18 protein-coding genes are annotated in these 14578 nt (G+C 58.0%); 13 read left to right on the forward strand and 5 right to left on the reverse strand.

Going from position 1 to position 14578, the window contains the following annotated elements; genetic code table 11:
* The first annotated feature begins 47 nt into the window (after positions 1–47).
* From rpoZ to AC2FFP_RS13775, 9 genes are all read left to right on the forward strand, one after another.
* On the forward strand, positions 48–401 hold the full coding sequence (rpoZ, locus tag AC2FFP_RS13735; RefSeq protein ID WP_010437681.1) for a DNA-directed RNA polymerase subunit omega: 354 nt from the start codon (positions 48–50) through the stop codon (positions 399–401).
* Positions 402–427: 26 nt separating this feature from the next.
* A complete protein-coding gene (locus AC2FFP_RS13740) occupies positions 428–2560 on the forward strand; it encodes a RelA/SpoT family protein (RefSeq protein WP_496881160.1) in 2133 nt (710 codons plus the stop codon).
* 16 nt (positions 2561–2576) lie between these two features.
* Complete coding sequence (locus AC2FFP_RS13745; RefSeq protein ID WP_058273282.1) at positions 2577–3275, forward strand: DUF2062 domain-containing protein; 699 nt, start codon at positions 2577–2579, stop codon at positions 3273–3275.
* Entirely contained in the window at positions 3268–4014 is a 747-nt protein-coding gene (locus tag AC2FFP_RS13750; protein WP_496844438.1) for a pyridoxine 5'-phosphate synthase, read from the forward strand. Before AC2FFP_RS13745 ends, AC2FFP_RS13750 begins: the two co-directional genes overlap by 8 nt.
* Positions 4011–4634: a LysE family translocator gene (locus AC2FFP_RS13755; protein ID WP_496881161.1), complete on the forward strand. Its 624-nt coding sequence runs from the start codon at positions 4011–4013 to the stop codon at positions 4632–4634. Before AC2FFP_RS13750 ends, AC2FFP_RS13755 begins: the two co-directional genes overlap by 4 nt.
* On the forward strand, positions 4631–5050 hold the full coding sequence (acpS, locus tag AC2FFP_RS13760; protein ID WP_496727062.1) for a holo-ACP synthase: 420 nt from the start codon (positions 4631–4633) through the stop codon (positions 5048–5050). Before AC2FFP_RS13755 ends, acpS begins: the two co-directional genes overlap by 4 nt.
* A gap of 57 nt (positions 5051–5107) precedes the next feature.
* On the forward strand, positions 5108–5947 hold the full coding sequence (gene lepB / locus AC2FFP_RS13765; RefSeq protein ID WP_496767178.1) for a signal peptidase I: 840 nt from the start codon (positions 5108–5110) through the stop codon (positions 5945–5947).
* Entirely contained in the window at positions 5944–6621 is a 678-nt protein-coding gene (gene rnc / locus AC2FFP_RS13770; protein WP_058273658.1) for a ribonuclease III, read from the forward strand. Before lepB ends, rnc begins: the two co-directional genes overlap by 4 nt.
* Before the next feature lie 156 nt (positions 6622–6777).
* Positions 6778–7254, forward strand: a complete 477-nt coding sequence (locus AC2FFP_RS13775) for a hypothetical protein (protein ID WP_496727065.1) — start codon at positions 6778–6780, stop codon at positions 7252–7254.
* 27 nt (positions 7255–7281) lie between these two features.
* Here AC2FFP_RS13775 and AC2FFP_RS13780 read toward each other — a convergent pair whose 3' ends face one another.
* Entirely contained in the window at positions 7282–8658 is a 1377-nt protein-coding gene (locus tag AC2FFP_RS13780) for a multicopper oxidase family protein (protein WP_496767174.1), read from the reverse strand.
* Between the two features lie 157 nt (positions 8659–8815).
* Here AC2FFP_RS13780 and era point away from each other — a divergent pair, with 157 nt between their 5' ends.
* From era to AC2FFP_RS13795, 3 genes are all read left to right on the forward strand, one after another.
* A complete protein-coding gene (gene era / locus AC2FFP_RS13785; protein ID WP_058273275.1) occupies positions 8816–9724 on the forward strand; it encodes a GTPase Era in 909 nt (302 codons plus the stop codon).
* Complete coding sequence (locus AC2FFP_RS13790; protein ID WP_496740295.1) at positions 9721–10050, forward strand: DUF1491 family protein; 330 nt, start codon at positions 9721–9723, stop codon at positions 10048–10050. The genes era and AC2FFP_RS13790 overlap by 4 nt, the downstream gene beginning before the upstream one ends.
* Positions 10051–10155: 105 nt before the next feature.
* Positions 10156–10479: a SemiSWEET transporter gene (locus AC2FFP_RS13795; RefSeq protein WP_496780125.1), complete on the forward strand. Its 324-nt coding sequence runs from the start codon at positions 10156–10158 to the stop codon at positions 10477–10479.
* Positions 10480–10507: 28 nt separating this feature from the next.
* On the opposite strand, the gene AC2FFP_RS13800 is transcribed toward AC2FFP_RS13795, so the two are convergent.
* On the reverse strand, positions 10508–10813 hold the full coding sequence (locus AC2FFP_RS13800; protein WP_496727070.1) for a hypothetical protein: 306 nt from the start codon (positions 10811–10813) through the stop codon (positions 10508–10510).
* A gap of 125 nt (positions 10814–10938) precedes the next feature.
* Here AC2FFP_RS13800 and recO point away from each other — a divergent pair, with 125 nt between their 5' ends.
* On the forward strand, positions 10939–11664 hold the full coding sequence (gene recO, locus AC2FFP_RS13805) for a DNA repair protein RecO (protein WP_496780220.1): 726 nt from the start codon (positions 10939–10941) through the stop codon (positions 11662–11664).
* Here recO and AC2FFP_RS13810 read toward each other — a convergent pair.
* From AC2FFP_RS13810 to AC2FFP_RS13820, 3 genes are all read right to left on the reverse strand, one after another.
* Complete coding sequence (locus AC2FFP_RS13810) at positions 11648–12040, reverse strand: META domain-containing protein (RefSeq protein ID WP_496737187.1); 393 nt, start codon at positions 12038–12040, stop codon at positions 11648–11650. The genes recO and AC2FFP_RS13810 overlap by 17 nt on opposite strands.
* A gap of 49 nt (positions 12041–12089) precedes the next feature.
* Positions 12090–12644, reverse strand: coding sequence for a hypothetical protein (locus AC2FFP_RS13815; protein ID WP_496737188.1), 555 nt, complete (start codon positions 12642–12644; stop codon positions 12090–12092).
* Positions 12645–12861: 217 nt separating this feature from the next.
* Positions 12862–14553: an acyl-CoA dehydrogenase family protein gene (locus AC2FFP_RS13820; protein ID WP_496881162.1), complete on the reverse strand. Its 1692-nt coding sequence runs from the start codon at positions 14551–14553 to the stop codon at positions 12862–12864.
* Positions 14554–14578 lie beyond the last annotated feature (25 nt).

The following is a 14578-nucleotide window of genomic DNA, read 5'->3' on the forward strand; positions in this document are numbered from 1 at the left end:
TTAGATAAACCTCTTCCTGACATGGATTCAGTAACGGAGAGCGCCCCATGGCCCGCGTGACGGTTGAAGATTGCGTAGACAAGGTTCCTAACCGGTTTGAACTGGTGATGCTTGCCGCCCATCGTGCGCGCGAGATTTCTGCCGGCGGCCCGATCACCGTCGACCGTGACAATGACAAGAATCCCGTCGTGTCGCTGCGCGAGATTGCGGACGAAACCCAAAGCGCGGATGAACTGCGCGAGCGCCTGATCGAGGCCAACCAGACCCAGATTGAGGTCGATGAGCCGGAAGAAGATCAGATGGCTCTGTTGATGGGTGCGGAATCGGACAAACCTGCCGATGACGATATGTCAGAAGAGAAGCTGCTGCGCGCTCTGATGGAGGCTCAAGGCCAGGGGTAATCCCCAAAGATGAAGGTGCGGACCGGATGATTTCTGCAGACGACCTGATTGCGCTGGTCCGCAACTACAACCCCAAGACAAATGCTGACCGCATCGCCCGGGCATATGAGTTCGGAAAGCAGATGCATGACGGTCAGTTCCGCCATTCAGGCGAACCCTATTTCACACATCCCGTTGCCGTGGCCGCCATCCTGACCGAACAGCGCCTGGATGATGCGACGATCATTACAGCGTTGCTGCATGACACGATCGAAGACACCAAAGCCAATTATGGCAAAGTGTCCGAACTGTTCGGGGAAGAGGTTGCCAAGCTGGTCGACGGCGTCACCAAACTGACCAACCTGCAACTGTCCAGCCGCGAAACCAAACAGGCCGAGAACTTCCGTAAGCTGTTCATGGCCATGTCCAAGGATCTGCGGGTTATTCTGGTCAAGCTCGCTGACCGTCTGCACAACATGCGCACGATCAAGGCAATGCGTCCGGAAAAGCAGGTGCAGAAGGCACGCGAGACGATGGATATTTATGCGCCGCTCGCGGGTCGCATGGGTATGCAGTGGATGCGCGAAGAGCTTGAGGATCTTGCTTTCCGCGTTCTGAATTCCGAAGGTCGCCAGTCGATCATTCGCCGCTTTATCACCTTGCAACGTGAAACCGGCGACGTGATTCACCGGATCACCGGCGACATGCGGCACGAGCTGGAAAAGGCGGGCATCGAAGCCGAAGTGTTTGGTCGCGCCAAAAAGCCTTATTCGATCTGGCGTAAGATGCAGGAAAAGGATCAGGGCTTTTCGCGCCTGTCCGACATCTACGGCTTTCGCATCATTACCCGGTCCGAGGAAGATTGTTACCGGACGCTAGGTGCGATCCACCAGCGCTGGCGCGCGGTGCCGGGTCGGTTCAAGGATTATATTTCGCAGCCGAAATCGAACGGTTATCGCTCGATCCACACAACAGTTTCCGGTCGCGACGGGAAACGGGTCGAGGTTCAGATCCGCACCCGTCAGATGCATGATGTGGCAGAAACCGGCGTTGCAGCGCATTGGTCGTACCGCGACGGTGTCCGCTCGGAAAACCCATTTGCCGTTGATCCGGCCAAGTGGATTGCGAACCTGACTGAACAGTTCGACAGTGAGGAAGATCACGAAGATTTCCTCGAAGCGGTCAAACTGGAAATGTACTCGGACCAGGTGTTTTGCTTCACGCCCAAGGGCGATGTTGTCAAGCTGCCGCGCGGGGCTACGCCGATTGATTTCGCCTATGCGATCCATACGCGCATTGGACATGCCTGTGTTGGCGCCAAGGTGGACGGCATCCGTGTGCCACTGTGGACGCGGATCAAGAATGGTCAGTCGGTGGATGTAATTACCGCTGACGGCCAGACGCCTCAGGTAACGTGGCTTGAGATTGCGGTGACCGGCAAGGCCCGGACCGCCATTCGGCGTGCGCTGCGCGAGGTCGACCGCGAGCGGTTCATCAAGCTGGGCAAGGAACTTGCGCGTTCCGGTTTCGAACATGTCGGTCGAAAGGCAACCGACAAGGCGCTTGATACCGCGGCGAAACACCTGCGCCTGAAGGATCGTCACGAATTGTTAGCGCGTCTCGGCAGCGCCGAGCTGACGGCGCATGATGTGGTCAGCGCCGTTTACCCTGAACTGACCCAGGATGACGGTGATGCCATTTCTCCGCGCCGCGCGGTGATCGGCCTTGAGCCCGGCCAAAAATTCGACCGCGCCCCCTGTTGCCAGCCTTTGCCGGGCGAACGCATCGTCGGCATAACCTATCGCGGCAAAGGTGTTGTCGTGCATGCGATCGACTGCGACCGCCTATCCGAATTCGAAAGCGAACCTGATCGCTGGGTCGATTTGCACTGGCACTCGGGAACGCACCCGGCTGTCTATGGTGCGACGCTGGATATGACCATTGGCAACGATGCCGGTGTTCTGGGACGCATTTGCACGTTGATCGGCGAGAAAAAGGCCAATATCTCGAACCTCGAATTCGTCGACCGCAAACCGGATTTTTACCGCTTGCTGATCAATGTCGAACTGCGTGACCTGGAGCAGCTGCATTCGCTCATGCTGATGCTCGAGGCCGAAAGCGACGTGGCGGCAGTGGAGCGGTATCGGGACAGGGCAAAAACCGCAGTTGCGGCTGGCTGAGAAGGGGTGATCAGGAGTGGTATTTAAGCGCCGAGACCGACGCTCGCCTGTCCAGATCGCGTCTGAATTCGTCTATCCCCGTGGTGGATGGACGCGGGCCTTTCACTACGTCAAGCATCGTGTTCGTAGGCTGCCGGATTCCCCCGAGCGCATTGCGCGTGGCATCGGTGCAGGCGTCTTTGCCTCATTCACTCCGTTCTACGGATTGCATTTTCTTGTCGCTGCCGTGGTGGCGCGCCTGCTGAACGGCAATATTCTGGCGGCTCTGAGTGGAACATTCTTTGGCAACCCACTCACCTATGTGCCAATCGGCGTGGTTTGCCTGCAGACCGGGCATTTCCTGCTGGGAACCAAATTCCACAAGGGTGATACACATGGGCTGATGGGCAAGTTCACAGATGCAATGGGTGATCTGAAGAACAATTTTATTGCCATGTTCACCGATCGTGTCGCGGACTGGCATGGGCTCAGCATCTTCTATAACGAAGTGTTCTTTCCCTACATGATTGGCGGCGTTCTTCCGGGCATTTTGGCGGGTGTAATTTGCTCCTATCTCAGCTTGCCGCTGATCCGCACCTATCAGCAGCGCCGTCGCGACAAGATCAAGGCAAAGTTTGACGAAATCAAACGCTTGGCCGAAACTAAGCCTGCCGTTCCATTGATGAATGCCCTAGGTTCTGACCAGGGCCTTAAGAAGGATTCGAGCGATGTCTGACAACCACACGCGTCTTGGCGTAAATATCGACCACGTGGCCACGGTTCGCAACGCGCGGGGCGGGGCCTATCCTGATCCGCTGCGTGCCGCCAAGCTGGCGGAAGAGGCCGGGGCTGACGGCATTACCGCGCATCTGCGCGAAGACCGTCGCCATATCTCGGACGCTGATATCGATGGCCTGATGGAGGTCCTGTCGGTGCCGTTAAACTTTGAGATGGCCGCGACGCCCGAGATGCAGAAAATTGCCTTGCGGTATAAGCCGCATGCCGTTTGCATCGTCCCTGAAAAGCGCGAAGAACGAACCACCGAAGGCGGGCTGGAAGTCGCGCGCGAGGAAAACAAACTGGCTCATTTTATCGCTCCGCTGCGCGATGCCGGGTGTCGTGTATCGATCTTTATCGCTGCTGATCAGCGCCAGATCGAGGCGGCGCATCGTATCGGCGCTGAAGTGATCGAGCTGCACACCGGTGCCTATTGCGATGCCATGGCTGAGGGCCACGCGGACAAGGCCAACAGTGAGTTGGAAGCTCTGCGCGAAATGTCCGCTTTTGCCCATTCATTGGGCCTTGAGGTGCACGCGGGTCACGGCCTGACCTATGACACCGTACAACCGATCGCGGCATTCCCCGAAGTGCGCGAGCTGAATATCGGCCACTTCCTTATTGGCGAGGCGATCTTTCGCGGCCTCACGCCTGCCATGGCCGAGATGCGGCGTCTAATGGATGAGGCGCGCGGATGATCACACCCGGATTTGTTGCGATCTGGTTTGCCTGGCTGATGGCCGGTGGCTCTCCGGGGCCTGCAACAATGGGGATTGCCGGAACGGCAATGAACGAAGGTCGCCGCGCCGGCCTGGTCTTTGCCTTGGGCATTTGCGCAGGCTCTGCCGTTTGGGGCATCGCCGCAGCGCTGGGCCTATCAGCAATCATGCTGGCCAATGTCTGGGTGTTCGAGGTCATCCGCTATGTTGGTGTGGCCTATCTGGGTTGGTTGGCGTTCAAAGCGCTGCGCCGGGCACTGACGTCTGATGAAGTTGCTATCGGCAACCCGGTGGCCGGCTCACTACGCACAATCTTTGCAAAGGGCGCAGCTATCCACCTGACCAACCCCAAGGCGATCCTGAGCTGGGGCTCGATCTATGCCATCGTCGCCCCGAATGATGCCAGCCTTTCGATGTTGCTGGGCTATTTCGCCATGCTTTACGCAGGATCGTTGTTGATCTTCATCGGCTACGCCTTCCTCTTTTCCTCCGAGCGTATGGTGCAGGCCTACCGCCGCGCTCGCCGGTGGTTCGACTTCGCCTTTGCCGGGTTCTTTGGGGTCGCGAGTTACAAGATTTTGACTGTGCGGCTGTCATGATACTCGGCATCGGCACAGATCTTGCAAATATCGACCGCATTCAGGGCACATTGGATCGGTTCGGAGATCGGTTCCGCAATCGTGTCTTCACCGAAATCGAACAGAGCAAAGCGGAACGTCGCGCTGATGTTGCGGGAACATACGCCAAACGCTGGGCCGCGAAAGAGGCTTGTTCCAAGGCGCTGGGCACCGGTTTGGCCATGGGCATCGCCTGGAAGGACATGTCGGTGACCAATCTGCGCACGGGTCAGCCTGTGATGCATGTCACGGGGTGGGCGGCAGATCGGCTGAAAGAGATGACGCCCGAAGGGTATGAGGCGATTATCCACGTCACCCTGACCGACGATCACCCTTGGGCACAGGCATTCGTGGTGATCGAGGCGCGTCCGCTTCACGATGCGCCTGCGCAGTCTTGACTTGCCCCCAACCGACCCGCATGTAGCACCCCAACGAATAAACGACCGGAGAGCAGTATGGCCGAGGAAGCCAAAACAGGTAACGCCGTTTGGGAGACGATCAAAACCATCGTCTATGCCCTGCTGATCGCGGGCGTCTTCCGCACGATCCTGTTCCAGCCATTCTGGATTCCGTCGGGTTCGATGAAGCCCACCTTGTTGATCGGGGATTTCCTGTTCGTCAACAAAATGTCTTACGGTTATTCCTACGCGTCTTGCCCCAGCCTGATCATCCCAAGCGTCGGCCTGAATGTTGACGCCGAAGATCTCTGCGGCTGGATGCAGAGCGATGAAAACACTCGTATCTGGGGCGGCGACCCCGAACGCGGTGACGTCATTGTTTTCCGCCACCCGGTCAGCGGCCGCGATTACATCAAACGTCTGATCGGTCTGCCCGGGGACCGTATTCAAGTACGGGACGGTCAGATCATTCTGAACGGTACGCCAGTGCAACAAGAACCCGATGGTGTATTCACCGAAGTCGCCGAACCACAAGGCTCGCAAGGTCTGCGCCCGCGCTGCGAAAACGGTCCTGTCGGCTTTGGCGGTGTCTGCGAAAAATCGCGTATGATCGAAACACTGCCAAACGGTGTGTCTTACGAAGTGCTGAACATCGGCAATCAGGCGGCTGACAATACCGGCATCTACACGGTTCCCGAAGGCCATTACTTTTTCATGGGTGACAACCGCGACAACTCCAGCGACAGTCGCGTGCCGCAATCCGCAGGCGGCGTCGGCTATGTGCCTTACGAAGACCTGATCGGGCGGGCTGATCGCATCCTGTTCTCATCCGCTGGCCGGTCGATGCTGTTCTTCTGGACGTGGCGCGGGGATCGCTTCTTCAAGGCGGTCAATTGAAGCTTTCGACCGAGATAAAGGCGTTCCAGCAGCGTCTGGGGTACGAATTCTCGAACCCTGAACTGCTGGTGCGCGCCCTGACCCATGGATCGGTCTCGTCCTCGACACGACCTGACAATCAGCGGTTGGAGTTTCTGGGCGATCGGGTTTTGGGTCTTGTCATGGCCACCGCGCTGTTGGAGGCCGACAAAAAAGCATCAGAAGGGCAGTTGGCTCCTCGGTTCAACGCGTTGGTCCGCAAAGAGGCCTGCGCTGATGTGGCCCGGCAGATCGATCTTGGCGTGGTGCTGAAACTGGGCCGGTCCGAGATGCTGTCAGGCGGGCGCCGCAAACAGGCCTTGCTGGGTGATGCGATGGAGGCTGTAATCGCCGCAATCTATCGCGATGCCGGTTTCGAGGCCGCGCGCGACGTCATCCTGCGACTGTGGGGGGATCGCGTCCACAACGTTGAAGCGGATGCGCGCGACGCCAAAACCTCGCTTCAGGAATGGGCGCAGGCGCGCGGGCAAAAGCCGCCCGCTTACGTCGAGGTCAAGCGCAGCGGCCCCGATCACGCCCCGGTGTTTACTATTGCGGCTCGGTTGCAGGACGGGACCGAAGCGCAGGCAACGGCGGGGTCGAAACGTCAGGCGGAACAAGCCGCCGCAAAGGCGCTACTGGATCAGTTGAAATAGCAACCCTCGACAGCCCGAACATGTCACAATTCTCAATCTAACTTGAGGCCTATGGCAGACCTCGGGTCGCAGTCGTATCTGAACATCATCCGCTTTGGCGCATGTCTAAGAACAAGCGAGCAAAGCGAAATTGATACAATGAGTTGAGGCATTTCCATGCAAAACGCAAAACTGACTACCGTGAATATCGGCTTTTTGTTCATCGCCGGTTTTATCGCCACGATCGCCTTCGATTTCTGGGGGCAGGTTGTCAGCCCCGGCATCGGCTGGGCCAATCTGTCGCCCGAAGGACTGGCCCAAAGCCTGCTGGCCAGTCTCGGCTTGCCCAGCAATGCCTTCCTTGGTTTCTTCGTGCATTTCTACCTTGTGGGTCTGATTGCCTACCCGATGGGGTGGTTTCTGATCTTCAAGCCGATCTGGGTTAAGGTCCTTGGCCCGGTTCATATGTTCGTCGCCTCGGCCATCTATGGGTTTGGCCTTTGGGTTTTTGCCCTGGGCGGGATCACCACCTTGTCCGGATTGCCGACTTTCCTGAACTTCTCGGCGATCACCTGGGTCGCGTTGATCGGGCATGTTTTTTACGGGATCGTCATGGTTGCCGTTCTGCGCCTGATCGAACGTCAGAACGGATGAGTCAAAGGGGGGCGTCTAGTGCGCCCCTCATACCACTCGGATAAATCCTGTTAGCCCGGTCTTCTGGTGCTCTATGACATGACAGTGAAATGCCCAGTCGCCCGGGTTATCGGCGACCAGCGCGATCTCGGCCACCTCGTCCTTCAGCAGCAGCATCGTGTCGGTCATCAGGGGCGGCAGTTGTCGCAGGTTCGACCGTAGCGGGACAAACGCCAGCCCGTGCAGGTGGATCGGGTGCAGGTTCGGGGATTCATTTCGCAGTCGCAAGACATAGGTTTTGCCCATTTCCAGCGTTGCGAGCGGACCGACACCCTTTGCCGCGTCACCGGGCCATGGTTTGCGATTGATGGACCAGAAGTTATACCCCAGCGAGCCGCAGGATCCATTGTTGGGCTGACCTCCTTCGGGGGTCCAACCAAAAACAAACTCGTGCAGCTCGGCGTTGGTCAGATCGGGTTTGGACACCGGGTTTAATGGCAGAGGGCGCAATTCTTGCAGGTCCCGTGCCGCCGATGATCCAATCGCGCGCAGCTGTGCCATAGGTCTGTGCGGCTGACCGGGCAGTTTGGCCATCAGCGCAACGTTGCTCCCTTCGTCGCCGGGCATTGCAACCGCAAAATCCACGCGCTGACCTGGTCCCACCAGAAGTGGCTCATCTGCGCTGGGCATTGGAATGCTGATCTCAAGCGGATGGCCATCCCACGCGATGATCCGCGCATCGCCACCCTCAAGATGTAATTTGTAGATGCGCGTTGTGTCCGTATTCACCACCCGCAGTCGCACCAGACTGCCTGCGGCGTGATCGTAGATAGGCCCTTGCAGCCAATTGGCAGTGTGGACATTGCCAAAGGTCCCGGCCCGTGCGGCGCCGCGCTGGGTATAGGCGGGTAAAAACGCACCATCATCGTCCAGCCGAAAATCGCGCAGGTTGATCACCTGTTCGCTGTCAAAACCGGGGTTTTCGGGTTCGGCAATGACCATGACGCCCGTCAGGCCGTGGGTCATCTGCTCCATCGTCATGCAATGTGGATGATACCAGTAGGTGCCTGCATCGGGCGGAGTGAATTCATAGGTGAAGGCCTCACCTTCACCCAATGGCATTTGGGTCAGGTAAGGCACCCCGTCCATGTTGTTCGCGATCCGCATCCCGTGCCAGTGCATTGCCGTGTATTCCGACAGGGTATTGCGCACGGGCAGCCACATCACTTCCCCTTGCTTGCCGTACAATACCGGCGGCGGTGCGTTAGAGGACAGGCTGACCATTCCGGTCGTCACCGTATCCCGCAGGGCAAAGCTTGCTGGTTGAATGGTCAACTCCGGCGTGCCTTGCGCCAACCCGAAACCGCCCAGACCCAGCGCGCCGGCAGCGGCCCCGCTGCCCAAAAGAAACTCGCGACGTTTCATGTCTTGCCTCATTTTCCGATGGTCGCCTGGCTGGATTTGGCGCGGCCTGGATTAGGCGTGCCACCGATTTTGCATGACCGCAATGCGACAAATCCCTCTGGCCCGCGCGGCCTTTCTGCTATAGGGGTGCGCACTTGCAACCAGGAACGCCAGACACATGACCACACGCGCCGGATTTATCGCCCTGATCGGAGAGCCCAACGCAGGCAAATCCACCCTGCTGAACCGCATGGTCGGGGCCAAGGTTTCGATCGTGACGCATAAGGTTCAGACGACCCGTACCCGCATTCGCGGTGTGGCAATGGAAGGCGATGCGCAGCTGGTCTTTGTAGACACACCCGGCCTGTTCAAACCGCGTCGTCGTTTGGATCGCGCCATGGTTGCCGCGGCCTGGGGCGGAGCGGCGGATGCAGATGTCGTCGTTCTGATGATCGAGGCGCATCGCGGCATCACCGAAGGGGTAGAACGTATCCTCGAAGGTCTGGAAGAGATCGGGCAGGGCCGAAAGGTTGCGCTGGCGATCAACAAGATCGACAAGGTCCAGTCTGAGGTGCTGCTGGCCCTAACAAGTGACCTGAACGCACGCTACCCGTTTTCCGAAACCTTTATGATTTCCGCCGAAAAGGGCTATGGCGTTGAGGATCTACGCAAATGGCTGGCTGCGGAATTGCCCGAAAGCCCGTGGCTGTATCCCGAAGATCAGATCGCCGATCTGCCCCTGCGCATGATCGCGGCTGAGATGACGCGCGAGAAACTGACCCTGCGCCTGCATCAGGAGTTGCCCTATCAGCTGACGGTCGAGACCGAAAACTGGGAAGAGCGCAAAGACGGCTCTGCCAAGATCGACCAGATCATCTATGTCATGCGCGATGGTCACAAGGGCATCGTGCTAGGCAAAAAGGGCGAGACGATCAAAGCGGTCAGCCAGGCCGCGCGGGCGGAACTGGAAGAGTTCCTGGACCGTAAGATACATCTGTTTCTGCAGGTCAAAGTGCGTCCGAACTGGCTCGAGGAATCCGAGCGTTACTCGGAAATGGGTCTGGATTTCAAAGACGGTAATGCATGACTCGCCTGACGGCTGATTTCTGGGTCCACGCCTATCTGGCGCGGCTGCGTTTTCAGGAAATCCCGGCGTTTGTCGTAGCCCATGGCGACGATACGGCGGGTGCAGTGCTTGTCAAATTGAACACTCTGGACGGGCACGCCGTGGCGTTCCAACGCAGCTTTGATCTGATGAGCGGTGAACGCAAATGGGTCGAGCTTTCCTCCGGCGTCGAAGCAGAGGTTGACGACGCCATCACCCGGCAACGCAGTTTTGATCCGGACCTCTGGGTGATTGAAGTCGAAGACCGGCAAGGCCGGCATCTGTTGGGTGAAGAGGGGTTGGACTAGCCCGCGGTTCAACGGGTCTTGGTCACTCGGGTCAAAACGTCTATTTTACCCTATACTATGTCGGTGAGGATCGCCGTACCGTTTGAACAAATTATGGGGGTGTGTGTGGCCGAAACACTCGCTGAAAAGCTTGAAAAATCAGAATTTGGGCATTGGATGCAGCGGTTTGAGGGCTTCATGGTCTTCATTGGCGTTGTCGGCCCTTTTGCCACGTTGCCGCAGCTGATCAAGCTGTACTTCACGCATTCGCAACACGCGACCGGCCAGTCTCTGCTGTCTTGGTCGCTCTATGCTGCGCTGTCATTCCTTTGGTTCGCCTACGGGCTGGCGGTCGGTAAGTTGCCCATCTATTTGGGCAACGGTATATCGATGGTGCTGAACCTCCTGATGGTTCTGGGCATCCTGATCCACGCCGGTTTAACGTTTTGACCGGCCGCCACAGTCCGGTGCCAAGACGTCACCAACCGCTGCTTTTAAGCGTGATATCGTGCCCGGTGGTGGTCAATGTCTCACCGGCGAATTGCTTTACTTTGGGTGCGAAGGCCTGAAAATAGGGTTGCGACTGCACGTGGGCCAATGTCTCAGCGCTGTCCCAGCGGCCCCAATGAACCCGGGACTTTCCGTCATCAGCGACCGCAACCTGATAGGTGAATTTTCCGGCCGCCTCAGGATCGGCGTCGATCGCCTCGATAAAGGTGCGGATAGTGGTCTGCCATTCGGCTTCATCACCGTCATAACGGTATGAGATTGTGATGCCTCGCATGATCTGGCCTCTTGTTTAACAATATTGTTAATTAAGTATAGGAATGCCCGCGAGTCAAGTATTCGCGGTTGCGGCTTCCCGCAATGCCGGGTCAAGTTGAGCAAGGCAAACAGTGCGAGGCCCAATTGGACTGGCGTGATCACGGCATACTTCTGACCTCTCGCGGTCATGGCGAGACAGCGGCGATAATCGAGGTCTTCACCGAAGGCCACGGTCGTCATGCAGGCGTCGTACGCGGTGGCACCAGCCGCAAAATTGCCCCCATCCTGCAGCCCGGCGCGCAAATAGATGTTTTATGGCGCGCGCGGTTAGAAGAACACCTTGGCACATTTCAGGTTGAACCTTTGCGTTCACGTGCAGCAGCGGCATTTTCGGGTCGGATGGCGTTGGCAGGATTGAACGCGTCCGTTGCGCTGTTGTCCTTTTGCCTGCCCGAGCGTGAACCGCATCCAGCGATCTACAAACAGACCGAACAGTTGTTGGATCTGCTGGGGCAGGACGAAATCTGGCCGCTAGCTTACCTGCGCTGGGAATTGGCGTTGCTTGAAGAACTGGGCTTTGGCCTGGACCTGTCGGCCTGTGCTGTGACAGGGGCGGCGGATGGGTTGGTCTATGTCTCCCCCAAGACTGGTCGAGCCGTTAGCGCCGATGGTGCTGGCGAATGGGCGGATAAGCTGTTGCCCCTGCCACCCTGTTTGCGCGGTGAGGGGCAAGCGCCGGACGCTGAGATTGCCGCAGGGTTGAAAACCACCGGTTACTTTCTGGAACACCATCTAGCCCCGTCCCTGGGGCATAACCCCTTGCCGGATGCACGGGCAAGATTTGTGGATCAGTTCACTCGGCGGCTTTGAACACCATTTCGTGCCCGTCATCATTGCGCAGTATCAACAGGTCGCCGGATACTTCGGACTGCGTCATCGCAATCAGCGCAGCGAAATAGAACCCTTCGGCCTCAAGCCCGGCACAGGCCGCGCGTGTTGCCGTCAGGTCCAAAATCTCGAACCAGGGGTAGGGCGCGTTCAGGGTGCCGCTATAGCTGTTGCAAGGGGCGTTCCCCGCAATCTTGCCCTCTTCGGGGAACCGCAACATGGCGCTGGCCTGGAAAGGCTGTCCGTCGATTTCCTGCAGCACCCAAGTCTGGTCCGCGGCGCCGTAGGCGGCAACAGATTCGTCCCTGTCGCATTGAAACAGGCCAATCAAAGGCAGTGTCAGGATCAGACGCATCATTCGGGTGTCTTACTTTCTTACTGGTGCCGAGGGAACCGGCGAAGCCAGATTAGTAGGGGATCTCACCGCTGATAAGTTCTTCGCGAACGTCCAGGCGTGGCCTCCAGTTGTATCTGGTGTCCTCGCTTACCTGATCCCAGAATAACGCACCGCTGTTGCGCCATGGGTCAAGGATGATGCCATCTTTCATCGTGTCTCCTTTGGCGCTGATAGCGGCAGAATGGTGGATGATCCGAAAGGCGGTTGGGGGCGACGTAGCCCAGTGCACGTCCAAAGTTCGGAAGTTTTCCTGCTGCAGGCGGCGGGTCATGGCCTGCGCCCAGTCGTTGCACAATCCCTTTTCCCGGAACCCGTTGATGACCTTGGCGTTATGGATAATCGCCGGGTCTGTGACGTTCCAATCCCGCTTCAGTTGCTGCGAATAGGTGTAGGCGATGGTGGCGGCCTTTTGTGCCTCGGCGGGATCGACTTGGGGTCCAAGGTTTTCGATCGCCAGTGCCAGCTCGTCTACCTCGGTGTAGCCCGCCACAGGCTGGGTTGTGGCGCATCCGCCCAGTATCAGGGCTGCAACGGTCGCCCAAAGCGCAAAAAATAGTCGGGTCATTCTGTCATCACCATCCTTGGGCCCGGTTTGGGTCGCAGCGTGCCCTAAAGGGGTTTCAACAAAAAGCAAAGGGGGAAGTTTTTTCGGTCGAGGATCTGAAAAGGTCTCTATCCGGTCACAGGTCGGATGGCATGAATTTCAAACTGGGGTTCGGAACAAAGAAAATGACCCGGCACAAGACCGGGTCTAGTTGGGGAAACGGGATGCCTAATTCCGGTTAGCCCAGCAAACGCCGTGCAATAACCTGTGCCTGAATTTCGGCAGCCCCTTCAAAAATATTTAGAATGCGCGCGTCACACAGAACGCGGCTGATATTGTATTCCAGCGCAAAACCGTTGCCGCCATGGATTTGCAGACCGTTATCCGCCGCAGCCCAGGCCACACGAGCGCCAAGCAGCTTGGCCATGCCGGCCTCAAGGTCGCAGCGGTGACCGTGATCTTTTTCCCAGGCTGAGAAATATGTCAGCTGACGGGCGATCATGATTTCGACCGCCATCATGGCCAGTTTGCCGGACACACGGGGGAAGTTGATCAGCGACTTGCCGAACTGTTTGCGGTCCTGCGCGTATTGCATCGCGATATCCAGCGCGCTTTGGGCCACACCAATGGCGCGGGCAGCGGTTTGAATGCGCGCGCTTTCGAAGGTTTCCATCAGCTGTTTAAAGCCTTTGCCTTCTTCACCGCCCAACAGGTTCTCGCCTTTGACTTTGAAACCGTCAAAGCCCAGCTCGTATTCCTTCATTCCGCGATAACCCAGAACTTCGATCTCACCGCCGGTCATGCCGGGGGTAGGGAACGGGGTCTCGTCTGTGCCTGGCGTCTTTTCCGCAAGGAACATGGACAGACCGCGGTGATCGGTAGTGTCCGGGTTGGTCCGGGCCAGCAGCGTCATCACATGGGTACGTGCCGCGTGGGTGATCCAGGTTTTGTTGCCGGTGATTTCATAGTCACCGTCCGCGTTCTTGACCGCACGTGCACGCAGGCTGCCCAGATCCGAGCCAGTGTTTGGTTCGGTGAAAACGGCTGTCGGCAGAATTTCGGCGCTGGCCAGTTTAGGCAACCAGTTGGCTTTTTGTTCATCGGTGCCGCCCGCGATGATCAGCTCGGCCGCGATCTCGGAGCGTGTACCAAGAGAGCCCACGCCGATATAACCGCGCGACAATTCCTCGGACACGACGCACATCGAGGCTTTGGACAAGCCGAAGCCGCCAAATTCTTCGGGGATGGTCAGGCCAAAGACACCCATTTCCGCCAGTTCCTCGATGACTTCCATCGGGATCAGTTCGTCTTTGAGGTGCCAGTCATGAGCGTGGGGCTCGACCTTTTCGACCGCATAGCGGCGGAACTGGTCACGGATCATCTCAAGCTCTTCGTCCAGACCCGAGGCACCGAACATGGTGGCACCTGCCTGATCTTCCATCAGCTTGACCAGCCGTGTGCGGGCGGCCTGAGAATTGGCCTGTGCCATCAGCGTTTGGATTTCGGGGATCTGAAATCCGGAAAGCGCGTCCCAGCCAAGACCCATGTCCTGCAGGCGCACGACTTCGCCCTGGTTCATCGGAATGCCGCCCGCAACCTGGTGCAGGTATTCGCCAAAGGCGATTTGGTGCAGCAATTGTTCGATCTCGCCGAACTTGCCATCGGCCTCCAGCGCCTCGGCCCAGCGTTGCATCTGTTTTAGGGACTGAGAATATGTGGCCAGCCATGACAAGCCATGGGCGGCAGTTTGATTGGCTTCGATCAAGGCACCGGATACACGGCCATCAGCGGAAACCATACCGCGCACCGACTCACGCGCACGCTCAAACACTGTTTCAACGGCGGGTGCGGCCGCACCGGTCAGCGTCAGAAGATCGGGCAAAATCGCAGGTGTCGTCATCTGGGTCATATCCTGTCCGTCATGGGCCATGAATCGTGTCCTTTTCTCGTGTCGT

The sequence above is a fragment of the Ruegeria sp. YTSC004 genome (assembly GCF_059609805.1).